General features: G+C 64.5%; 22 protein-coding genes and 1 pseudogene. 20 read left to right on the top strand and 3 right to left on the bottom strand.

Going from position 1 to position 20192, the window contains the following annotated elements; translation table 11 throughout:
• The first annotated feature begins 1 nt into the window (after nt 1).
• From GYA95_RS25635 to GYA95_RS25595, 9 genes are all read left to right on the top strand, one after another.
• Nucleotides 2-1006 (top strand): aspartate carbamoyltransferase catalytic subunit, encoded by a 1005-nt coding sequence (locus GYA95_RS25635; RefSeq protein WP_003257774.1) that lies wholly within the window; start codon nt 2-4, stop codon nt 1004-1006.
• The gene (locus tag GYA95_RS25630; protein WP_015272083.1) at nt 1003-2274 is read left to right on the top strand and encodes a dihydroorotase; all 1272 of its coding nucleotides are present in this window, start codon (nt 1003-1005) and stop codon (nt 2272-2274) included. The genes GYA95_RS25635 and GYA95_RS25630 overlap by 4 nt, the downstream gene beginning before the upstream one ends.
• Nucleotides 2275-2487: 213 nt before the next feature.
• Complete coding sequence (hslV, locus tag GYA95_RS25625) at nt 2488-3018, top strand: ATP-dependent protease subunit HslV (RefSeq protein WP_003249309.1); 531 nt, start codon at nt 2488-2490, stop codon at nt 3016-3018.
• 76 nt (nt 3019-3094) lie between these two features.
• Nucleotides 3095-4438 carry an ATP-dependent protease ATPase subunit HslU gene (gene hslU, locus GYA95_RS25620; protein WP_015272084.1) on the top strand — a complete coding sequence of 448 codons (1344 nt, stop codon included), beginning with the start codon at nt 3095-3097 and terminating at the stop codon, nt 4436-4438.
• A gap of 170 nt (nt 4439-4608) precedes the next feature.
• On the top strand, nt 4609-4986 hold the full coding sequence (locus GYA95_RS25615) for a gamma-butyrobetaine hydroxylase family protein (RefSeq protein ID WP_003249306.1): 378 nt from the start codon (nt 4609-4611) through the stop codon (nt 4984-4986).
• 269 nt (nt 4987-5255) lie between these two features.
• Nucleotides 5256-6935 carry a class II poly(R)-hydroxyalkanoic acid synthase gene (gene phaC / locus GYA95_RS25610; RefSeq protein WP_015272085.1) on the top strand — a complete coding sequence of 560 codons (1680 nt, stop codon included), beginning with the start codon at nt 5256-5258 and terminating at the stop codon, nt 6933-6935.
• A gap of 63 nt (nt 6936-6998) precedes the next feature.
• Nucleotides 6999-7850, top strand: a complete 852-nt coding sequence (gene phaZ, locus GYA95_RS25605) for a poly(3-hydroxyalkanoate) depolymerase (RefSeq protein ID WP_015272086.1) — start codon at nt 6999-7001, stop codon at nt 7848-7850.
• 52 nt (nt 7851-7902) lie between these two features.
• Nucleotides 7903-9585 (top strand): class II poly(R)-hydroxyalkanoic acid synthase, encoded by a 1683-nt coding sequence (phaC, locus tag GYA95_RS25600; protein ID WP_015272087.1) that lies wholly within the window; start codon nt 7903-7905, stop codon nt 9583-9585.
• Nucleotides 9586-9598: 13 nt separating this feature from the next.
• Nucleotides 9599-10213 (top strand): TetR/AcrR family transcriptional regulator, encoded by a 615-nt coding sequence (locus tag GYA95_RS25595; protein ID WP_015272088.1) that lies wholly within the window; start codon nt 9599-9601, stop codon nt 10211-10213.
• Between the two features lie 130 nt (nt 10214-10343).
• Here the strand turns inward: GYA95_RS25595 and GYA95_RS25590 are convergent, their stop codons facing one another.
• The 3 genes from GYA95_RS25590 to GYA95_RS25580 form a co-directional block, all read right to left on the bottom strand.
• On the bottom strand, nt 10344-11114 hold the full coding sequence (locus tag GYA95_RS25590) for a phasin family protein (RefSeq protein WP_015272089.1): 771 nt from the start codon (nt 11112-11114) through the stop codon (nt 10344-10346).
• A 10-nt stretch (nt 11115-11124) separates the two neighbouring features.
• Nucleotides 11125-11544, bottom strand: coding sequence for a phasin family protein (locus GYA95_RS25585; RefSeq protein ID WP_015272090.1), 420 nt, complete (start codon nt 11542-11544; stop codon nt 11125-11127).
• Between the two features lie 123 nt (nt 11545-11667).
• Nucleotides 11668-11943: a polyhydroxyalkanoic acid system family protein gene (locus GYA95_RS25580; protein WP_015272091.1), complete on the bottom strand. Its 276-nt coding sequence runs from the start codon at nt 11941-11943 to the stop codon at nt 11668-11670.
• Nucleotides 11944-12067: 124 nt separating this feature from the next.
• Between GYA95_RS25580 and ubiE the strand changes: the two genes are divergently transcribed.
• From ubiE to GYA95_RS28460, 11 genes and pseudogenes are all read left to right on the top strand, one after another.
• A complete protein-coding gene (ubiE, locus tag GYA95_RS25575) occupies nt 12068-12838 on the top strand; it encodes a bifunctional demethylmenaquinone methyltransferase/2-methoxy-6-polyprenyl-1,4-benzoquinol methylase UbiE (protein WP_013974541.1) in 771 nt (256 codons plus the stop codon).
• Nucleotides 12838-13461, top strand: a complete 624-nt coding sequence (locus tag GYA95_RS25570; protein WP_003259850.1) for a ubiquinone biosynthesis accessory factor UbiJ — start codon at nt 12838-12840, stop codon at nt 13459-13461. The genes ubiE and GYA95_RS25570 overlap by 1 nt, the downstream gene beginning before the upstream one ends.
• Nucleotides 13458-15077, top strand: coding sequence for a ubiquinone biosynthesis regulatory protein kinase UbiB (ubiB, locus tag GYA95_RS25565; protein WP_015272092.1), 1620 nt, complete (start codon nt 13458-13460; stop codon nt 15075-15077). The genes GYA95_RS25570 and ubiB overlap by 4 nt, the downstream gene beginning before the upstream one ends.
• Before the next feature lie 72 nt (nt 15078-15149).
• On the top strand, nt 15150-15542 hold the full coding sequence (gene hisI / locus GYA95_RS25560) for a phosphoribosyl-AMP cyclohydrolase (protein ID WP_013974544.1): 393 nt from the start codon (nt 15150-15152) through the stop codon (nt 15540-15542).
• A gap of 1 nt (nt 15543) precedes the next feature.
• The gene (locus GYA95_RS25555) at nt 15544-15879 is read left to right on the top strand and encodes a phosphoribosyl-ATP diphosphatase (RefSeq protein WP_015272093.1); all 336 of its coding nucleotides are present in this window, start codon (nt 15544-15546) and stop codon (nt 15877-15879) included.
• 153 nt (nt 15880-16032) lie between these two features.
• On the top strand, nt 16033-16305 hold the full coding sequence (locus GYA95_RS25550; RefSeq protein WP_003259853.1) for a twin-arginine translocase TatA/TatE family subunit: 273 nt from the start codon (nt 16033-16035) through the stop codon (nt 16303-16305).
• Between the two features lie 3 nt (nt 16306-16308).
• Nucleotides 16309-16686, top strand: a complete 378-nt coding sequence (gene tatB / locus GYA95_RS25545) for a Sec-independent protein translocase protein TatB (protein WP_003259854.1) — start codon at nt 16309-16311, stop codon at nt 16684-16686.
• Nucleotides 16683-17471 carry a twin-arginine translocase subunit TatC gene (tatC, locus tag GYA95_RS25540; protein ID WP_013974546.1) on the top strand — a complete coding sequence of 263 codons (789 nt, stop codon included), beginning with the start codon at nt 16683-16685 and terminating at the stop codon, nt 17469-17471. The genes tatB and tatC overlap by 4 nt, the downstream gene beginning before the upstream one ends.
• A complete protein-coding gene (locus tag GYA95_RS25535; protein ID WP_015272094.1) occupies nt 17468-18175 on the top strand; it encodes a 16S rRNA (uracil(1498)-N(3))-methyltransferase in 708 nt (235 codons plus the stop codon). Before tatC ends, GYA95_RS25535 begins: the two co-directional genes overlap by 4 nt.
• Before the next feature lie 100 nt (nt 18176-18275).
• Nucleotides 18276-19337: pseudogene (locus GYA95_RS28465) on the top strand (methyl-accepting chemotaxis protein); the annotation flags it as partial.
• Nucleotides 19320-20192, top strand: coding sequence for a methyl-accepting chemotaxis protein (locus GYA95_RS28460; protein ID WP_409201723.1), 873 nt, complete (start codon nt 19320-19322; stop codon nt 20190-20192). The pseudogene GYA95_RS28465 and the gene GYA95_RS28460, both read left to right, overlap by 18 nt.

Genomic DNA, 20192 nt, shown 5'->3' with positions numbered 1-20192 from the left:
GATGACGCCAATCGACGCCAAGCGCCCGCTGCAGCTCAATGATCAGGGCCAGCTGCGCCACTTCCTCTCGCTCGACGGTTTGCCCCGCGAACTGCTCACCGAGATCCTCGACACCGCCGACTCCTTCCTGGAAGTCGGTGCCCGGGCCGTGAAGAAAGTCCCGTTGCTGCGCGGCAAGACTGTGTGCAACGTGTTCTTCGAGAACTCCACCCGTACCCGTACCACGTTCGAACTGGCGGCCCAACGCCTGTCGGCAGACGTGATCAGCCTGAACGTGTCGACCTCCTCGACCAGCAAGGGCGAAACCCTGTTCGATACCCTGCGCAACCTCGAAGCCATGGCCGCCGACATGTTCGTGGTGCGTCACTCCGATTCCGGGGCCGCGCACTTCATCGCCGAGCACGTGTGCCCGGAAGTTGCCGTGATCAACGGCGGTGACGGCCGCCATGCGCACCCGACCCAGGGCATGCTCGACATGCTCACCATCCGCCGCCACAAGGGCAGCTTCGAGAACCTGTCGGTGGCCATCGTCGGCGACATCCTGCACTCGCGCGTGGCCCGCTCCGACATGCTGGCGCTCAAAGCGCTGGGCTGCCCGGACATCCGCGTGATCGGCCCGAAAACCCTGATCCCGATCGGTATCGAGCAGTACGGCGTGAAGGTCTACACGGACCTCGCCGAAGGCCTGAAGGACGTCGACGTGGTGATCATGCTGCGCCTGCAGCGTGAGCGCATGGCCGGCGGCCTGCTGCCCAGCGAAGGCGAGTTCTACCGCCTGTTCGGCCTGACCACCGCGCGCCTGGCCGGGGCCAAGCCCGACGCCATCGTCATGCACCCGGGCCCGATCAACCGCGGCGTGGAAATCGAGTCGGCGGTGGCCGACGGCAAGCACTCGGTGATCCTCAACCAGGTCACCTACGGCATCGCCGTGCGCATGGCCGTGCTGTCCATGGCCATGAGCGGGCAGAACGCGCAACGTCAATTCGACCAGGAGAACGCCCAGTGACCATCAGTATTCTCGGCGCCCGGGTCATCGACCCGAACAGCGGCCTGGACCAGGTCACCGACCTGCACCTGGACGGCGGCCGCATTGCCGCCATCGGTGCAGCCCCGGCCGGCTTCAGCGCCAGCCGCACGATCCAGGCTGATGGCCTGGTCGCCGCACCCGGCCTGGTCGACCTCGGCGTGTCCCTGCGCGAGCCGGGCTACAGCCGCAAAGGCAACATCGCCAGTGAAACCCGCGCCGCCGTCGCCGGCGGTGTCACCAGCCTGTGCTGCCCGCCGCAGACCAAGCCGGTGCTGGACACCTCGGCCGTGGCCGAGCTTATCCTTGACCGCGCCCGCGAGGCCGCCAACAGCAAGGTCTACCCGATCGGCGCCCTGACCAAGGGCCTGGAAGGCGAGCAACTGGCCGAGCTGGTGGCCCTGCGCGACACCGGCTGCGTGGCCTTCGGCAATGGTCTGAAGGAAATCCCCAACAACCGTACCTTGGCCCGCGCCCTGGAATACGCCGCCACCTTCGACCTGACCGTGGTGTTCCACTCCCAGGACCGCGACTTGGCCCAGGGTGGCCTGGCCCACGAAGGTGCCATGGCCAGCTTCCTCGGCCTGCCGGGCATTCCGGAAACCGCCGAGACCGTGGCCCTGGCGCGCAACCTGCTGCTGGTGGAACAGACCGGCGTGCGTGCGCACTTCACCCAGATCACCAGCGCCCGTGGCGCGCGGCTGATCGAGCAGGCCCAGCAGCTTGGCCTGCCGGTGACCGCCGATGTGGCGCTGTACCAACTGATCCTTACCGACGAGTCGCTGCGTGAGTTCTCCAGCCTGTACCACGTGCAGCCACCGCTGCGCACCGCCGCCGACCGTGACGGCCTGCGTGCGGCGGTGAAGTCGGGGGTGATCCAGGCGATTTCCAGCCACCACCAGCCGCACGAGCGCGACGCCAAGCTGGCCCCGTTCGGCGCCACCGAGCCGGGCATCAGCAGCGTCGAGCTGCTGCTGCCGCTGGCCATGACCCTGGTGCAGGACGGCCTGCTCGACCTGCCAACCTTGCTGGCCCGCCTGAGCAGCGGCCCGGCGGCGGCCCTGCGCCTGCCGGCCGGCGAGCTGAAAGTGGGTGGCGCGGCCGACCTGGTGCTGTTCGACCCGCAAGCCTCGACCGTGGCCGGCGAGCAGTGGTTCTCCCGCGGTGAGAACTGCCCGTTCATCGGCCACTGCCTGCCGGGTGCGGTGCGTTATACCTTGGTCGATGGGCATGTCTGCCACGAGGCCTGAGTAACCCTCACTGGCCTCATCGCCGGCAAGCCAGCTCCCACAGGAAATCACTGCCCTCAATGCCTGTGATATCCGTGTGGGAGCTGGCTTGCCGGCGATGAGGCCAGTACAAGGGAACACCTACCATTCATCCCCCACGGTTGAAATCCTTCCCCCCACCCCCATATGAGTCTGCATCAGGCACTTTCGCCCCGCTGCGTGGAGACTCTCCCCTTGACCACCATCGTTTCTGTCCGCCGTAACGGCAAAGTCGTCATGGGCGGCGACGGCCAGGTATCCCTCGGCAACACCGTGATGAAAGGCAACGCCAAGAAGGTGCGCCGCCTGTACCACGGCCAGGTCATCGCGGGCTTCGCCGGCGCCACCGCCGATGCGTTCACCCTTTTCGAGCGCTTTGAAGGCCAGCTTGAAAAACATCAGGGCCACCTGGTCCGCGCCGCCGTCGAGCTGGCCAAGGAATGGCGTACCGACCGCTCCCTGAGCCGCCTGGAAGCCATGCTGGCCGTGGCCAACAAGGACGCCTCCCTGATCATCACCGGCAACGGCGACGTGGTCGAACCCGAAGACGGCCTGATCGCCATGGGTTCCGGCGGCGCCTACGCCCAGGCCGCAGCCCGCGCCCTGCTGAACAAGACCGACCTCTCGGCCCGTGAAATCGCCGAGACCGCCCTGAACATCGCCGGCGACATCTGCGTGTTCACCAACCACAACCTGACCATCGAGGAGCAGGACCTGGCCGACTGATCAGCTGTTCTGGCGCCTCATCCCGGTGATGGGGTTTTTCCACGCTGATTCACTCCGCCCGAGGACCATTTTCATCATGTCCATGACCCCCCGCGAGATCGTCCACGAACTCAACCGCCACATCATCGGCCAGGACGACGCCAAGCGCGCCGTGGCCATCGCCCTACGCAACCGCTGGCGGCGCATGCAGCTCCCCGCCGAGCTGCGCGCCGAAGTGACCCCGAAGAACATCCTGATGATCGGCCCTACCGGCGTCGGCAAGACCGAAATCGCCCGCCGCCTGGCCAAGCTGGCCAACGCGCCGTTCCTCAAGGTCGAAGCCACCAAGTTCACCGAAGTGGGCTACGTGGGCCGCGACGTCGAGTCGATCATCCGCGACCTGGCCGATGCCGCGCTGAAGATGCTGCGTGAGCAAGAGATCATCCGCGTGCGCCACCGCGCCGAAGACGCCGCCGAAGACCGCATCCTCGACGCCCTGCTGCCGCAGGCGCGGGTCAGCAGCTTCGCCGAAGAAGCCGCGCAGACCAGCACCGATTCCAACACCCGCCAGCTGTTCCGCAAACGCCTGCGCGAAGGCCAGCTGGACGACAAGGAAATCGAGATCGAAGTGGCCGATGCCGTGGGCGTCGAAATTGCCGCGCCGCCCGGCATGGAAGAAATGACCAACCAGCTGCAGAGCCTGTTCGCCAACATGGGCAAAGGCAAGCGCAAGGCGCGCAAGCTGAAGGTTAAAGAGGCGCTGAAGATGGTTCGCGATGAAGAAGCGAGCCGCCTGGTCAACGAGGAAGAACTCAAGGCCAAGGCCCTGGAAGCTGTCGAGCAGCACGGCATCGTGTTCATCGACGAAATCGACAAGGTTGCCAAGCGCGGCAATGTTGGCGGCGCCGACGTGTCCCGTGAAGGCGTGCAGCGCGACCTGCTGCCGCTGATCGAAGGCTGCACCGTCAACACCAAGCTGGGCATGGTCAAGACCGACCACATCCTGTTCATTGCCTCGGGTGCGTTCCACCTGAGCAAGCCGAGCGACCTGGTGCCCGAACTGCAAGGCCGCCTGCCGATCCGTGTAGAGCTCAAGGCCCTGACCCCGGAAGACTTCGAGCGCATCCTGCAGGAGCCGCACGCGTCGCTGACCGAACAGTACCAGGCCCTGCTCAAGACCGAAGGCCTGAATATCGAGTTCCTCGCCGACGGTATCAAGCGCCTGGCCGAGATTGCCTACCAGGTGAACGAGAAGACCGAGAACATCGGTGCCCGCCGCCTGCACACCCTGCTCGAGCGTTTGCTCGAAGAGGTGTCGTTCAGCGCTGGCGACCTGGCCAGCACCCATGACGAAGCGCCGATCCAGATCGACGCGGCGTATGTGAACAGCCACCTGGGTGAGCTGGCGCAGAACGAAGACCTGTCGCGTTACATCCTGTAAGACCGCAGGGGGCCGCCTTGCGGCCCATCGCGACGCAAGGCCGCTCCTACAAGGGAACGCGATCTCCTGTCGGAGCGGCCTTGTGTCGCGATGGGCTGCAAAGCAGCCCCTTGCACAATCCCCCGAATCTCCTGAAGCTGTGCACCATCAGCTCCCGAGAGATTCCGCCCATGGCCCGCCTGCCCACCGCCATCAACCTGCACAAAGCCTCGAAAACCCTCAGCCTCACCTACGCCCCCGGCGAGGTCTACCACCTGCCCGCCGAATTCCTGCGCGTGCACTCCCCCTCCGCCGAGGTTCAGGGCCACGGCAACCCCATCCTGCAGTTCGGCAAGATCAACGTCGGCCTCAGCGGGCTGGAACCTGCCGGGCAATACGCACTGAAACTGACCTTCGACGACGGCCATGACAGCGGCCTGTTCACCTGGGAATACCTCGAGCAGCTGTGCCTGCGCCAGGAACAGCTGTGGGCCGAGTACCTCGACGAACTGCACAAGGCCGGCAAATCCCGCGACCCCGCCGAGTCGGTGGTCAAACTCATGCTCTAGCGCAAGGCCTTCAGGATTTAGAGCGCATTTTCTAAATTCATTTGTTTGAATACCTTACAGACAGCCCAGTGACGGGCTGTCTTGCGCATTACATGAAAGTCGGGTAACCAATGGGGGGTGGCAAGTTCCCTGCATCAAATTGCAGGTAGCCAGAACCCTCGCAGCACCGCTGTTCCTTATCACTGGTCACCCGAGTAGCAGTACCGGGCTCAGAACTGTGCACCCGCCACAGAAACCGGTACTCGTCTCAGGACAACGGAGCGTCGTAGATGAGTAACAAGAACAACGATGAGCTGCAGCGGCAGGCCTCGGAAAACACCCTGGGGCTGAACCCGGTCATCGGTATCCGTCGCAAGGACCTGTTGAGCTCGGCACGCACCGTGCTGCGCCAGGCCGTGCGCCAACCGCTGCACAGCGCCAAGCATGTGGCCCACTTTGGCCTGGAGCTGAAGAACGTGCTGCTGGGCAAGTCCAGCCTTGCCCCGGAAAGCGACGACCGTCGCTTCAATGACCCGGCATGGAGCAACAACCCACTTTACCGCCGCTACCTGCAAACCTATCTGGCCTGGCGCAAGGAGCTGCAGGACTGGATCGGCAGCAGTGACCTTTCGCCCCAAGACATCAGCCGTGGCCAGTTCGTCATCAACCTGATGACCGAAGCCATGGCGCCGACCAACACCCTGTCCAACCCGGCAGCGGTCAAACGCTTTTTCGAAACAGGCGGCAAGAGCCTGCTCGATGGCCTGTCCAACCTGGCCAAGGACCTGGTCAACAACGGCGGCATGCCCAGCCAGGTGAACATGGACGCCTTCGAGGTGGGCAAGAACCTGGGCACCAGTGAAGGCGCCGTGGTGTACCGCAACGATGTGCTGGAGCTGATCCAGTACAGCCCCATCACCGAGCAGGTGCATGCCCGCCCGCTACTGGTGGTGCCGCCGCAAATCAACAAGTTCTACGTATTCGACCTGAGCCCGGAAAAGAGCCTGGCGCGCTACTGCCTGCGCTCACAGCAGCAGACCTTCATCATCAGCTGGCGCAACCCGACCAAAGCCCAGCGCGAATGGGGCCTGTCCACCTATATCGATGCGCTCAAGGAGGCGGTCGACGCGGTGCTGGCGATAACCGGCAGCAAGGACTTGAACATGCTCGGTGCCTGCTCCGGCGGCATCACCTGCACGGCATTGGTCGGCCACTATGCCGCGCTCGGCGAGAACAAGGTCAATGCCCTGACCCTGCTGGTCAGCGTGCTGGACACCACCATGGACAACCAGGTCGCCCTGTTCGTCGACGAGCAGACCCTGGAGGCCGCCAAGCGCCACTCCTACCAGGCCGGCGTGCTCGAAGGCAGCGAGATGGCCAAGGTGTTCGCCTGGATGCGCCCCAACGACCTGATCTGGAACTACTGGGTCAACAACTACCTGCTCGGCAACGAGCCGCCGGTGTTCGACATCCTGTTCTGGAACAACGACACCACGCGCCTCCCGGCCGCCTTCCATGGCGACCTGATCGAGATGTTCAAGAGCAACCCGCTGACGCGCCCGGACGCCCTGGAAGTGTGCGGCACTCCGATCGATCTGAAACAGGTCAAATGCGACATCTACAGCCTCGCCGGCACCAATGACCATATTACCCCTTGGCAGTCGTGCTACCGCTCGGCGCACCTGTTCGGCGGCAAGATCGAATTCGTGCTGTCCAACAGCGGCCATATCCAGAGCATCCTCAACCCGCCAGGCAACCCCAAAGCGCGCTTCATGACCGGTGCCGATCGCCCGGGTGACCCGGTGGCCTGGCAAGAAAACGCTACCAAGCATGCGGACTCCTGGTGGCTGCACTGGCAAAGCTGGCTGGGCGAACGTGCCGGCGAGCTGAAAAAGGCACCGACCCGCCTGGGCAACCGTGCCTATGCCGCTGGCGAGGCATCCCCGGGCACCTACGTTCACGAGCGTTGAGCTGCAGCGCCGTGGCCCCCTGCGGGGCGCCACGGTGTTCATTTCACCCCATGAGTCACGCGCATGCCGCAACCCTATATCTTCAGGACCGTCGAGCTGGACAACCAGTCCATCCGCACCGCCGTCCGCCCGGGCAAGTCGCATCTGACGCCGCTGCTGATCTTCAACGGCATCGGCGCCAACCTGGAGCTGGTGTTTCCGTTCATCGAGGCGCTGGACCCGGACCTGGAAGTCATCGCCTTCGATGTGCCCGGGGTCGGCGGCTCGTCCACGCCGCGCCACCCTTACCGCTTTCCCGGGTTGGCCAAGCTGACGGCACGCATGCTCGACTACCTCGACTATGGCCAGGTCAATGTCATCGGTGTGTCCTGGGGCGGCGCCCTGGCCCAGCAGTTCGCCCACGACTACCCCGAGCGCTGCAAGAAGCTGGTGCTGGCCGCCACTGCCGCCGGTGCGGTGATGGTGCCGGGCAAGCCCAAGGTGCTGTGGATGATGGCCAGCCCGCGGCGCTACGTGCAGCCGTCGCATGTCATCCGCATTGCGCCGACGATCTATGGCGGCGGCTTCCGGCGTGACCCGGACCTGGCCATGCAGCACGCCGCCAAGGTGCGATCCGGCGGCAAGATGGGCTACTACTGGCAGCTGTTCGCCGGGCTTGGCTGGACCAGCATCCATTGGCTGCACAAGATCCAGCAGCCGACCCTGGTGCTGGCAGGCGACGACGACCCGTTGATCCCGCTGATCAACATGCGCCTGCTGGCCTGGCGAATTCCCAATGCCCAGCTACACATTATCGACGACGGCCATCTGTTCCTGATCACCCGGGCCGAGGCCGTCGCCCCGATCATCATGAAGTTCCTTCAGCAAGAGCGTCAGCGCGCTGTCATGCACCCTCGCCCGGTTTCGGGCGTGTAGGGGCGTGCTTGCCCGCGAAGCGGCGCCATGGTTAGAACGAGGGAGTGTTGCCATGAAAGACAAAACGGCCAAAGGAACGACAACGCTTCCCGCCACCAGCATGAACGTGCAGAACGCCATCCTCGGACTGCGCGGCCGTGACCTGATTTCCACGCTGCGCAATGTCAGCCGCCAAAGCCTGCGTCACCCGCTGCACACCGCGCATCACCTGTTGGCCCTGGGTGGTCAGCTGGGCAGGGTGATGCTGGGTGACACACCGTTTCAGCCGAACCCGCGGGATCCGCGCTTCAGCGACCCGACATGGAGCCAGAACCCGTTCTACCGGCGCGGCCTGCAAGCCTACCTGGCCTGGCAGAAGCAGACCCGCCTGTGGATCGAGGAAAGCCACCTGGATGACGATGACCGGGCCCGTGCGCACTTCCTGTTCAACCTGATCAACGATGCACTGGCGCCGAGCAACTCGCTGCTCAACCCGCTGGCGGTCAAGGAACTGTTCAACAGCGGTGGCCAGAGCCTGGTACGCGGCGTGGCCCACCTGCTCGATGACCTGCGCCACAACGATGGCCTACCACGCCAGGTCGACGAGCGCGCCTTCGAAGTGGGCGGCAACCTGGCTGCAAGCGCCGGCGCCGTGGTGTTTCGCAACGAGCTGCTGGAGCTGATCCAGTACAAGCCGATGAGCGAAAAGCAGCACGCCCGGCCACTGCTGGTAGTGCCGCCACAGATCAACAAGTTCTACATCTTCGACCTCAGCTCGACCAACAGCTTCGTCCAGTACATGCTCAAGAGCGGCCTGCAGGTGTTCATGGTGAGCTGGCGCAACCCCGACCCGCGACACCGCGAATGGGGCCTGTCGAGCTACGTGCAGGCCCTGGAAGAAGCGCTCAACGCTTGCCGCAGCATCAGCGGCAACCGCGACCCCAACCTGATGGGTGCCTGCGCCGGCGGCCTGACCATGGCCGCGCTGCAGGGTCACCTGCAGGCCAAGCACCAGCTGCGTCGGGTGCGCAGCGCCACCTACCTGGTCAGCCTTCTGGACAGCAAGTTCGAAAGCCCCGCCAGCCTGTTCGCCGACGAGCAGACCATCGAAGCCGCCAAGCGCCGCTCCTACCAACGCGGCGTGCTGGATGGCGCCGAGGTGGCGCGGATCTTTGCCTGGATGCGGCCCAACGACCTGATCTGGAACTACTGGGTCAACAACTACCTGCTCGGCAAGACACCACCAGCCTTCGACATCCTGTACTGGAACGCCGACAGCACGCGCCTGCCCGCCGCGCTGCATGGCGACCTGCTGGACTTCTTCAAGCTCAACCCGCTGACTCACCCAGCCGGCCTGGAGGTATGCGGCACCCCCATCGACCTGCAGAAGGTCGATCTGGACAGTTTCACCGTAGCCGGCAGCAACGACCACATCACCCCGTGGGATGCGGTGTACCGCTCGGCCTTGCTGCTGGGCGGCGACCGTCGCTTCGTGCTGGCCAACAGCGGGCACATCCAGAGCATCATCAACCCGCCCGGCAACCCCAAGGCCTATTACCTGGCCAACCCCAAGCTGTCCAGCGACCCGCGTGCCTGGTTCCACGATGCCAAGCGCAGCGAAGGCAGCTGGTGGCCGTTGTGGCTGGAGTGGATCACCCCGCGCTCCGGCCCGCTCAAGGCACCGCGCAGCGAACTGGGCAATGCCACCTACCCACCGCTGGGCCCTGCGCCGGGCACCTACGTGCTGACCCGATGAGCATGCCGACTGGATGAAGACTCGCGACCGTATCCTCGAATGTGCCCTGCAGCTGTTCAACCAGCAGGGCGAACCGAACGTATCCACCCTGGAAATTGCCAACGAACTGGGCATCAGCCCCGGCAACCTCTACTACCACTTCCACGGCAAGGAGCCGTTGGTGCTGGGGCTGTTCGAGCGCTTTGAAGAAGCGCTGATGCCCTTGCTCGACCCGCCACTGGAGGTACGCCTGGATGCCGAGGATTACTGGCTGTTCCTGCACCTGATCGTCGAACGCATGGCGCAGTACCGCTTCCTGTTCCAGGACCTGTCGAACCTGACCGGGCGCCTGCCCAAACTGGCCCGCGGCATGCGCAGCCTGATCAACGCACTCAAGCGCACACTGGCGGCGTTGCTGGCCAGCCTCAAGGGCCAGAGGCTGGTAGAGAGCGAGACCCAGGCGCTGGGGCAACTGGTGGAGCAGATCACCCTGACACTGATGTTCTCGCTGGATTACCAGCGGGTACTGGGGCGCGAGGGGGATGTGGGGATTGTGGTGTACCAGGTGATGATGCTGGTGGCGCCGCATCTGCAGGCCCAGGCGCGGGGGGCGGCGGAGCAGTTGGCGGTGCGGTATCTGGAGGGGTAAGCCTGACTGGAATGTATTGCGGCAGCCGACGCATTCGCCGGTGAACCCGCTCCTACAGGTACGGTGCAGAGCTTACAAGCGGCGCAGTACCTGTGGGAGCGGGTTTACCCGCGAAGAAGGCGACGCGGTATCAGATCAGGGTACCGGTGCCTGTTTGTGCCGAAGGCGGGTTGCTGGCCGGAGCCGCGGTTGGTGCCGGAGCTGCGCTAGCGGCCGGAGCGGCGCTGGCCGCTGGAGCTGCCGGCTTGGCGGCCGCCGGTTTGGCCGGCGCTTTCTTCACTGCAGGCTTCTTCGCCACAGCCGGCTTGGCCGCTGCCGGTTTCGCCGCAGGCTTGGCCGCTGCAGTCTTGGCAGCAGGTTTCGCCGCAGCAGTCTTGGCCGCCGGCTTGGCCGCCGCAGTTTTCGCCGCAGGCTTGGCCGCTGCCGTCTTGGCCAGTGGCTTGGCCGCCTTGCTCGCAGCCGGTTTGGCCGCAGCGCGCGACGAAATCGGGGTAACCGAAGCGCCGGTAAGTTTCTCGATCTGCTTGGTCAGGCTGTCCACCTGCTGGTGCAGGGCCTTGATCTCGTTGCGGCTCGGCACGCCAAGGCGCGAGATGGCGCTGTTCAGGCGCTTGTCGAAGGCCTCTTCGAGTTCGCTCCACTTGCCCAGCGCACGGTCCTTCACGCCCGACACACGCGAAGTGGTCGACGACTTGGCAGTTTCAGCAACATCTTCGGCGGTCTTCTTCGCCTGCTTCTCGGCCTTCTCGCCATCCTTCACCAGCGAGTCGAACAGCTTCGGGCCGTCCTGGTCGATCTTCGAATAGATACCAAGCCCCGCCAGCCAGATCTTGCGGGAGTACTTCTCGATCCCGCCGACCCAGGAGCTGCCTTCTTTCTCGGAATTCTTCTTGCCAGCCATCCTGCTCTCCTTATGGTTTGTGCGCGACGCGCTCGAGCAGCTCGTGCAGCTGTTCAAGCTTGATGGACAACGCCTCAACGTCATGTTTAGACGGAATGCCAAGGCGATTCAAGGCGCGACCTACCCGCGCGTCGAAAGCTTTTTCGATCTTGTCCAGTTGAACTTCGACCTTGCCGCGTACGCGACTGACTTCCTGGGTCGCTTCTTCGATCTGATTGTTGGCAGCATCGAGCTCCTTGTCGATGCGCTTCTTGCCACGCTTCTCGACGCCTTCGCCGGCCTTGACCAGCTCATTGAAGTAGTCGGAGCCTTCCTGGCCCACACGCGCATAGGCGCCGATGCCCGCCAGCCAGATCTTGCGCGCGTAGCCGCGCACCTCGCCCAGCGTGCCCGGGGCGTCGTCCTTTTTCTTCACAGTCACTTTGGCCATGCTCTGTACCTCATGCTCATGAGTGGAGGATAAACCGCCCATGGAGGTTGGGCTTGAGCACAAGGTAGAGAGGGAAATTAGAATCTTCACCCTAAGGTGATTGAGCATGGCCCCCGGAAGGGGTCAGGCCAGGGCTTTGTCCAGCGCCCGCTCGATCTCGCCCTTAATGGTGCCGCTCATCATCGACAGCATCATGCCCAGCTTCAATTCGACGCGGATGCGGTCATCGAAGATGTGCACGCTGCCGTTGGCACCGCTGCGCGCCACGTCGACCCTGTCGCCGTTCCAGGTGGCCTTGAGGTCGTATTCGCGGGTCAGTTTGTCGACCAGCGCTTCAGCCTTGGCACGGGCGGCATCGCGGCCGAGGGAATGTTTGCGTTCGACGCTGATCTGGGTCATGCGGGTGTTCCTGAAGATGAAGACATAATGGGCATTATGCCCGCCCCTGCCCACTGGCACACCCCGCCAAGACAAATCTGCCCGTTCGCCCTAGAATGGCGGTAATTTTTTCCGGTGAAGCGATATGAACGACCAGCGCAAAGGCGACCACGCCGAACCCACCACCCATTTCGGTTACCAGGACGTCCCTGAAAGCCAGAAGGCGAAGAAAGTCGCCGAGGTGTTCCACTCGGTAGCGGCCAAGTACGACCTGATGAACGACGTGCTTTCCGGCGGCATGCACCGCCTGTGGAAGCGCTTCACCATCGAGCTGTCGGGCGTACGCGCCGGCAATCGTGTACTGGACATCGCCGGCGGTACCGGCGACCTGGCCGCCAAGTTCTCGCGGCTGGTCGGCCCGACCGGTCAGGTAGTGCTGGCCGACATCAACGAATCGATGCTCAAGGTCGGTCGTGACCGCCTGCTCGACCGTGGCGTGGCCGGCAACATCGAGTTCGTTCAGGCCGACGCCGAGAAGCTGCCATTCCCGGACAACCACTTCGACTGCGTGACCATCGCCTTCGGCCTGCGCAACGTCACCCACAAGGACGAAGCCATCCGCTCGATGCTGCGCGTGCTCAAGCCAGGCGGTCGCCTGCTGGTGCTGGAGTTCTCCAAGCCGACCAACAAGCTGATGTCCAAGGCCTACGACGCCTACTCGTTCGCCTTCATGCCGCTGGCCGGCAAGCTGATCACCAACGATTCGGAGAGCTACCGTTACCTCGCCGAGTCGATCCGCATGCACCCCGATCAGGAAACCCTGAAGGCCATGATGGTCGAGGCCGGTTTCGACCGGGTCACCTACCACAACATGACCAGCGGCATCGTTGCCGTGCATCGGGGGATCAAGCCCTGATGCTGCTGGCCGGGCTGCTCGCCAGCGCCGAACATGGCCTGAACCGCGTCCTGCGCATGGACAGCACGGCCCTGCCGCGGCTGGCCGCGCTGGAGGGCAAGGTCATCGAGATCGACTGCCGCCAGCCGGCCTTGCAGGTTTTCATCCTGCCCGATGAAGAGGGCCTGATGCTCGCCGCCCACTGGCAAGGCGAGGTCGACTGCAGCCTGCGCGCCCCGGCCGGCAGCCTGGCGCAACTGGCCCTGGCCAGGGACAAGACCGCCGTGCTGCACAGCCCGCAAGTCGAATTGCATGGCGACAGCGCCGTGCTGCTCGACCTGTTCGGTGTGCTGCAGGACCTGGAGCTGGACTGGGAGCACGAGCTGCAACGCTGGCTTGGCCCGGTCGCCACGGCGCTGCTGGCCGGCCACATCCGCCTGCGCGCACGCTGGACCCGCCAGGGCCTGGCGCGCTTCAGCCAGAACCTTTCCGAGTACCTGGCCGAAGAGTCCCGTACCTTGGTCGGCAAGCGCGAAGCCGAAGCCGCCTTCAGCGAGCTCGATACCCTGAAGCTCGATACAGAACGCCTCGAGGCGCGCCTCAAGCGCCTCTCCCGATCCCTTGATACCAGCGATAACGCATGAAGCTGCTCGCCGTCCGCCGTCTTTTTCGCATCCAGCGTGTGGTGATTCGCTACCGTCTCGATGACCTGCTGTTCGACCTGCCGCTGCCCTGGTGGCTGATGAGCCTGCGCCTGCTGATGCCGTGGCGCTGGCTGCCGCGCAAGCCGTCAGAGCTCAACCGAGGCGCGCGCCTGCGCCTGGCCCTGCAGGACCTGGGGCCGATCTTCATCAAGTTCGGCCAGTTGTTGTCCACCCGCCGTGATCTGCTGCCCAACGACATAGCCGATGAACTGATGCTGCTGCAGGACCGCGTGCCGCCGTTCGACCCCAAGCAGGCCGTGGCACTGATCGAGGCGCAGCTGGGCGCCCCGGTAACGCAACTGTTCAGCCGCTTCGACGTCGAACCACTGGCCTCGGCCTCGGTGGCCCAGGTGCATGCTGCGCGCCTGAAAAGTGGCGAGGAAGTGGTGGTCAAGGTGGTGCGCCCGGGCCTGAAGCCGGTGATCGCCCAGGACCTGGCCTGGCTGTTCCTGATCGCCAAGGCCGCCGAGCGCGCTTCGGCCGACGCCCGCCGCCTGCACCCGGTGGAAATCGTCGGCGACTACGAAAAAACCATCTACGACGAGCTCGACCTGCTGCGCGAAGCGGCCAACGCCAGCCAGTTGCGGCGCAATTTCGAAGGTTCCGAGCTGATGTACGTGCCCCAGGTGTACTGGGACCTGTGCCGCCCCAAGGTGCTGGTGATGGAGCGCATCTACGGCGTGCCGGTGACCGACATGGCCACCTTGGCCGATCAGCGCACCGACATGAAGCTGCTGGCCGAACGAGGCGTGGAGGTATTCTTCACCCAGGTGTTCCGCGACAGCTTCTTCCATGCCGACATGCACCCGGGCAACATCTTCGTCAGCACTGTCAAACCATGGAGCCCGCAGTACATCGCCATCGACTGCGGCATCGTCGGCAGCCTGACCGCCGAGGACCAGGACTACCTGGCGCGCAACCTGATCGCTTTCTTCAAGCGTGACTACCGCCGCGTCGCCCAACTGCACATCGACTCGGGCTGGGTGCCGGCGCACACCAAGGTCAACGAGTTCGAAGCGGCGATCCGCACCGTGTGCGAACCGATCTTCGAAAAACCGTTAAAGGATATTTCCTTCGGCCAGGTGCTGATGCGCCTGTTCCAGACCGCCCGGCGCTTCAACATGGAAGTGCAGCCGCAGCTGGTATTGCTGCAGAAAACCCTGCTCAACATCGAGGGCCTGGGCCGCCAGTTGTACCCAGACCTGGACCTGTGGAGCACCGCCAAGCCATTCCTCGAGCGCTGGATGCGCGACCGCATGAGCCCCAAGGCCGTGCTCGGCAACATCCACAGCCAGGTCGAGCAACTGCCGCACCTGGCCGACATGGCCCGCGACCTGCTCGAGCGCCTGTCGCAACCGCACCTGCACGATCCGCAACTGCCGGAGCGGCGCCGCCAGGGCGACCGCTGGGCGCTGCGCCTGCTCGGCGCCGGCCTGCTCGGCGGGGGCGCGGTACTGGCCGCTGGTGCCGCCGCAGCCACCAGCCTGGCCGCCCCTGCCGCCTGGCCGGCCTGGCTGATGTTGGCCGCCGGCCTTTACCTGATCGTGCGCCAATAGCCAGCCGCGCCCATGGCTGGCACACTAGCGCAAAGGGCCCGGCACAGGAGCGGGCCCGCTTTGGAGTCGACGATGAAAGACTGGCTGGACGAGATCAAGTGGAACAGCGAGGGCCTGGTACCGGCGATCGCCCAGGACCACAAGACCGGACGCGTGCTGATGATGGCCTGGATGAACCGCGAATCGCTGGCCCTGACCGCCGCCGAGCAACGCGCCATCTACTGGTCGCGTTCGCGTGGCAAGCTGTGGCGCAAGGGCGAGGAATCCGGGCATGTGCAGAAGCTGCATGAAATGCGCCTGGACTGCGATGCCGACGTGATCATCCTGATGGTCGAGCAACTGGGCCATATCGCCTGCCATACCGGCCGTGAAAGCTGCTTCTACCGCGTCTTCGAAGACGGCCAGTGGAAAACCGTCGACCCGGTCCTGAAAGACCCGGATGCCATCTACAGCGCAGGACACTGACATGAGCGACACCCTGAACCGCCTGGCCGAAGTGCTTGAAGAACGCAAGCAAGCGGCCCCCGACAGCTCCTACGTGGCCAGCCTGTACCACAAGGGCCTGAACAAGATCCTCGAAAAGCTCGGCGAAGAGTCGGTCGAGACGATCATTGCCGCCAAGGACGCCGCGGTCAGCAAGGATTACAGCGATGTCATCTACGAAACCGCCGACCTGTGGTTTCATAGCCTGGTAATGCTCAGCGCGCTGGGCCAGCATCCGCAGGCCGTGCTCGATGAGCTGGAACGCCGCTTCGGGCTTTCCGGGCATGATGAGAAGGCTGCACGAACGCCTGCTGCCTGACGTATTTTCGGGGCCTGTGGGAGCGGGTTCACCCGCGAACACCGGCAAAGCCGGTGCCATACACCGCGTTGCATTCTTCGCGGGTGAACCCGCTCCCACAATGGTTGCAATGCAGCCCCGATAGGGCCAACACACATTTTTCAGGAGTACGAAATGGGTATCTTTGACTGGAAACACTGGATCGTCCTGCTGGTGGTCGTGGTCCTGGTGTTCGGTACCAAGAAGCTGAAGAACTTCGGCAGTGACCTGGGTGAGTCGATCAAGGGCTTCCGCAAGGCCATGAGCGACGAAGAGAACAAGCCGGCCGAGCAGACCCCGCCGCCTGCCCAACCCGTTCCACCGGTGCAGAACACTGCCCAGCAGAACCAGGGCCACACCATCGAAGGCCAGGCCCAGCCGGTCCAAGAGCCGCAGCGGAAAGACTGACCCATGTTCGGCATCAGTTTCAGCGAGCTGCTGCTCGTCGGCCTGGTCGCCCTGCTGGTGCTCGGCCCCGAGCGCCTGCCCGGTGCCGCGCGCACGGCAGGCCTGTGGATCGGCCGGCTCAAGCGCAGTTTCAACAGCATCAAGATGGAAGTGGAGCGCGAAATCGGCGCCGACGAAATCCGCCGCCAGCTGCACAACGAGCACATCCTGCAGATGGAAGAGGAAGCCAAGCGCATCCTCAACCCGATGACGCCACCGGCGCAGCCGCCTGTCACCACCGCAACCGTTCAGCCCCCCGCCGGGCTCGAAGCCAGGCCGGTCGAGACCGCTGCCGCCCCGGCCACGCCTTCTGAACCGCCTCAACCGCCGCGAGCCCCATGAGCGAAAATCCGGAACACGACCAGCCAATGCCGCTGGTTTCGCACCTGACCGAACTGCGCACCCGCCTGTTGCGCTGCGTTGCCGTCATTTTCCTGATCTTTGCCGGGCTGTTCTCCTTCGCCCAGCAGATCTACACCCTGGTCTCCGCACCGCTGCGCGAGCACTTGCCGGCCAATGCCACGATGATCGCCACCGACGTGGCATCGCCGTTCCTCACGCCGTTCAAGCTGACCATGATCGTCTCGCTGTTCCTGGCGATTCCGTTCATCCTCCAGCAGATCTGGGGCTTCATCGCACCCGGGCTGTACCGCCATGAAAAGCGCATTGCCATTCCGCTGCTGGTGTCGAGCATCTTCCTGTTCTACGCCGGCATGGCCTTCGCCTATTTCCTGGTGTTCCCGCTGATCTTCGGCTTCTTCGCCAGCGCCACGCCAGAAGGCGTGTCGATGATGACCGACATCGCCAGCTACCTCGACTTCGTGATGACGCTGTTCTTCGCCTTTGGCGTGGCCTTCGAAATCCCGGTGGCGGTGGTGCTGCTGGTATGGATCGGCGTGGTCGACGTGAAGTACCTGAAGAAGATTCGCCCCTACGTGATCATCGGCTGCTTCGTGGTCGGCATGGTCCTTACCCCGCCGGACATCTTCTCCCAGACCCTGCTGGCCGTACCCATGTGGCTGCTGTTCGAGATCGGCGTGCTGTGCGGCAGTCTGATCCGCAAGCGCAGCGCCCACGACGAAACCGCCAACGACCACAACGACCAGCCACCAGCGACCCAACCGTGAACCTGTTGCTCCTTGAAGAGGCCGACTTCGTCTCGGCCGACCGCGTCGTCCTCGCAGATAGGCGCTTCACCCACATGCAGGACATCCACCGTGTGGCGGTGGGCGACAACCTGCGCGTGGGGCGAATCAACGGCCTGATGGGCAAGGCCACGGTGCTGCGCCTGGAAAAGCACGAAGCCGAACTGGAAGTCGCCTTTGACCAGCAGCCACCGCCCAAGCTGCCGCTGACCCTTGTGCTGGCCGTACCTCGGCCGAAAATGCTGCGCCGGCTGTTCCAGACCGTGGCCACCCTTGGCGTGCCGCGGCTGATCCTGCTGAACAGCTACAAGGTCGAGAAAAGCTTCTGGCAAACACCGTTCCTGCACCCGGACAGCATTCGCGAGAACCTCATCCTGGGCCTGGAACAAGCCCGCGACACCGTGCTGCCCGAAGTGATGATCGAGAAGCGCTTCAAACCGTTCGTCGAAGACCGCCTGCCGGCCATCGCCGCAGGCACCCTAGGCCTGGTCGGCCACCCCGGCCCCTACCCCGCCTGCCCGCGCGCCGTGGAGCAGCACGTGACCCTGGCCATCGGCCCGGAGGGCGGCTGGATCCCCTACGAGGTGGACCTGCTGGGCAAGGCAGGCCTGGCTCCGGTCCAGCTGGGCGACCGCATCCTGCGGGTCGAGACCGCGGTGACAGCGCTGCTTTCACGGATTTTCTGACACTCTAGTCAATTTTTACCCATAAAGTTTCCCTTCCCCAGGCCGATTGTCTTGGCAACACAACAATTAATCGTGCTGCCAAGGCGCCGGGGAGTCGTACATGTATCAATGGTTCGCCCAATCATTGGGCAATGTGAGCGTCAATCGCAAACTGGGGCTGGGCTTCGGCCTGGTGCTGCTGTTGACCCTGGCCATTACCCTGGCTGGCTGGCACGGCATGGACAGCATCATCAACCGTGGCGACAAGCTGGGAAACATCTCGGTCATCCAGCAGTACACCCAGGAACTGCGCATCGCCCGCCAGCATTACCAGCGCCAGCCTGACGAAGCCTCGGTGGCAGAGCTGGAAAAAGCCCTGGGCAATCTCGAGCGCCAGGTGCAGCTTATGCTCGGGCAGATCGAGCAGCCCGCTGACAGACAGCGCCTTGAGCAGCAGCGCGAGGCCGTGCGCGGCTACCAGCAGGCATTCAACGACCTGAAACAGGCCGGCCAGCGCCGCGAGGCCAGCCGCGCCGTGCTAGGCGACACTGCCGACAAGGCCGCGGAGCTGATTGGCCGGGTGCAACGCGGCCTGCTGCAGGGTGGCGATATCAGCCAGTACCAGCACGCGGTGGAAGTCAGCGCCCTGTTGCAACAGGCGCGGTTCCAGGTACGCGGTTACACCTACAGCGGCAACGCCGACTACCAGCAAACGGCGCTGAAGGCCATCGACCAGGCCTTGGCCGAGCTACGCGCGCTACCGGCCAAAGTGCCGGCGGAGCACGCTGCCAGCCTGGACGATGCCACCACCGCCCTGGCAGGCTACCGCGACGCGGTCACCCAGTTCGGCAATGCCCAGGCCGCCAGTGAGCAGGCCCTGCAGAGCATGGTCGAGCACGGCACGGTACTGCTGCAGACCAGCCAGGCGATGACCACATCGCAAACCGCTGTGCGCGACGCCGGGGCGGCCCAGGCCAAGACCGTGCTTGCCGTGGCTACCGTGCTGGCCCTGGCCCTCGGCCTGCTGGCGGCCTGGGCCATCACCCGGCAGATCATCGTCCCGCTGCGCCAGACCTTGCACGCCGCCGAGCGCGTGGCCAGTGGCGACCTGACCCTGAACCTGCAGGTACAACGCCGCGACGAACTGGGCCAGTTGCAGGCCAGCATGCAGCGCATGACCCAGGGCCTGCGCGAACTGATCAGCGGTATCGGTGATGGCGTCACGCAGATCGCCAGTGCTGCCGAGGAGCTGTCGGCGGTGACCGAGCAGACCAGTGCCGGAGTCAACAACCAGAAGGTCGAGACCGATCAGGTGGCAACCGCCATGAACCAGATGACCGCCACCGTGCATGAGGTGGCGCGCAATGCCGAGCAGGCCTCGGAAGCTGCGTTGATGGCCGACCAGCAAGCCCGCGAAGGCGACCGTGTGGTGGGCGAGGCGGTGGCGCAGATCGAGCGCCTGGCCGGCGAAGTGGTCAATTCCAGCGAAGCGATGAACCAGCTCAAGGCCGAAAGCGACAAGATCGGCAGCGTGCTCGACGTGATCAAGTCGGTGGCCCAGCAGACCAACCTGCTGGCCCTCAACGCGGCGATCGAGGCGGCCCGGGCCGGCGAGGCCGGGCGTGGCTTTGCTGTGGTGGCTGATGAGGTGCGCAGCCTGGCGCAGCGCACCCAGCAATCGACCGAAGAGATCGAAGAGCTGATTGCCGGCCTGCAGAGCGGCACCCAGCGTGTGGCCAGCGTGATGGACAGCAGCCGCCAGTTGACCGACAGCAGCGTCGAACTGACCCGCCGAGCCGGCAGTTCGCTGGAGACCATCACCCGTACCGTGTCTTCGATCCAGGCCATGAACCAGCAGATTGCCACGGCAGCGGAAGAACAGACGGCTGTTGCTGAGGAGATCAACCGCAGCGTGATGAACGTGCGGGATATTTCTGACCAGACCTCGGCGGCCAGTGAAGAGACGGCCAGTTCCAGCGTGGAGCTGGCGCGGTTGGGTACCCACCTGCAAGGGTTGGTGGGGCGGTTCAGGCTCTAG

It is taken from the genome of Pseudomonas asiatica, assembly GCF_009932335.1.
Taxonomy (GTDB): domain Bacteria; phylum Pseudomonadota; class Gammaproteobacteria; order Pseudomonadales; family Pseudomonadaceae; genus Aquipseudomonas; species Aquipseudomonas asiatica.
The sequence above is the reverse complement of the archived record's forward strand: the minus strand, read 5'-3'. Positions and strand labels throughout refer to the sequence as shown.

What these genes read in the sequence shown, in the direction of transcription:
- ubiE (WP_013974541.1), top strand. Translation starts at nt 12,068, where the DNA reads ATGAACGACCAGCGCAAAGGCGACCACGCCGAACCCACCACCCATTTC.
- GYA95_RS25570 (WP_003259850.1), top strand. Translation starts at nt 12,838, where the DNA reads ATGCTGCTGGCCGGGCTGCTCGCCAGCGCCGAACATGGCCTGAACCGC.
- GYA95_RS25550 (WP_003259853.1), top strand. Translation starts at nt 16,033, where the DNA reads ATGGGTATCTTTGACTGGAAACACTGGATCGTCCTGCTGGTGGTCGTG.
- GYA95_RS28460 (WP_409201723.1), top strand. Translation starts at nt 19,320, where the DNA reads ATGCAGCGCATGACCCAGGGCCTGCGCGAACTGATCAGCGGTATCGGT.
- GYA95_RS25615 (WP_003249306.1), top strand. Translation starts at nt 4,609, where the DNA reads ATGGCCCGCCTGCCCACCGCCATCAACCTGCACAAAGCCTCGAAAACC.
- hisI (WP_013974544.1), top strand. Translation starts at nt 15,150, where the DNA reads ATGAAAGACTGGCTGGACGAGATCAAGTGGAACAGCGAGGGCCTGGTA.
- phaZ (WP_015272086.1), top strand. Translation starts at nt 6,999, where the DNA reads ATGCCGCAACCCTATATCTTCAGGACCGTCGAGCTGGACAACCAGTCC.
- GYA95_RS25580 (WP_015272091.1), bottom strand. Translation starts at nt 11,943, where the DNA reads ATGACCCAGATCAGCGTCGAACGCAAACATTCCCTCGGCCGCGATGCC.
- phaC (WP_015272085.1), top strand. Translation starts at nt 5,256, where the DNA reads ATGAGTAACAAGAACAACGATGAGCTGCAGCGGCAGGCCTCGGAAAAC.
- tatB (WP_003259854.1), top strand. Translation starts at nt 16,309, where the DNA reads ATGTTCGGCATCAGTTTCAGCGAGCTGCTGCTCGTCGGCCTGGTCGCC.
- GYA95_RS25595 (WP_015272088.1), top strand. Translation starts at nt 9,599, where the DNA reads ATGAAGACTCGCGACCGTATCCTCGAATGTGCCCTGCAGCTGTTCAAC.
- hslU (WP_015272084.1), top strand. Translation starts at nt 3,095, where the DNA reads ATGTCCATGACCCCCCGCGAGATCGTCCACGAACTCAACCGCCACATC.
- tatC (WP_013974546.1), top strand. Translation starts at nt 16,683, where the DNA reads ATGAGCGAAAATCCGGAACACGACCAGCCAATGCCGCTGGTTTCGCAC.
- GYA95_RS25590 (WP_015272089.1), bottom strand. Translation starts at nt 11,114, where the DNA reads ATGGCTGGCAAGAAGAATTCCGAGAAAGAAGGCAGCTCCTGGGTCGGC.
- GYA95_RS25555 (WP_015272093.1), top strand. Translation starts at nt 15,544, where the DNA reads ATGAGCGACACCCTGAACCGCCTGGCCGAAGTGCTTGAAGAACGCAAG.
- GYA95_RS25585 (WP_015272090.1), bottom strand. Translation starts at nt 11,544, where the DNA reads ATGGCCAAAGTGACTGTGAAGAAAAAGGACGACGCCCCGGGCACGCTG.
- phaC (WP_015272087.1), top strand. Translation starts at nt 7,903, where the DNA reads ATGAAAGACAAAACGGCCAAAGGAACGACAACGCTTCCCGCCACCAGC.
- GYA95_RS25635 (WP_003257774.1), top strand. Translation starts at nt 2, where the DNA reads ATGACGCCAATCGACGCCAAGCGCCCGCTGCAGCTCAATGATCAGGGC.
- ubiB (WP_015272092.1), top strand. Translation starts at nt 13,458, where the DNA reads ATGAAGCTGCTCGCCGTCCGCCGTCTTTTTCGCATCCAGCGTGTGGTG.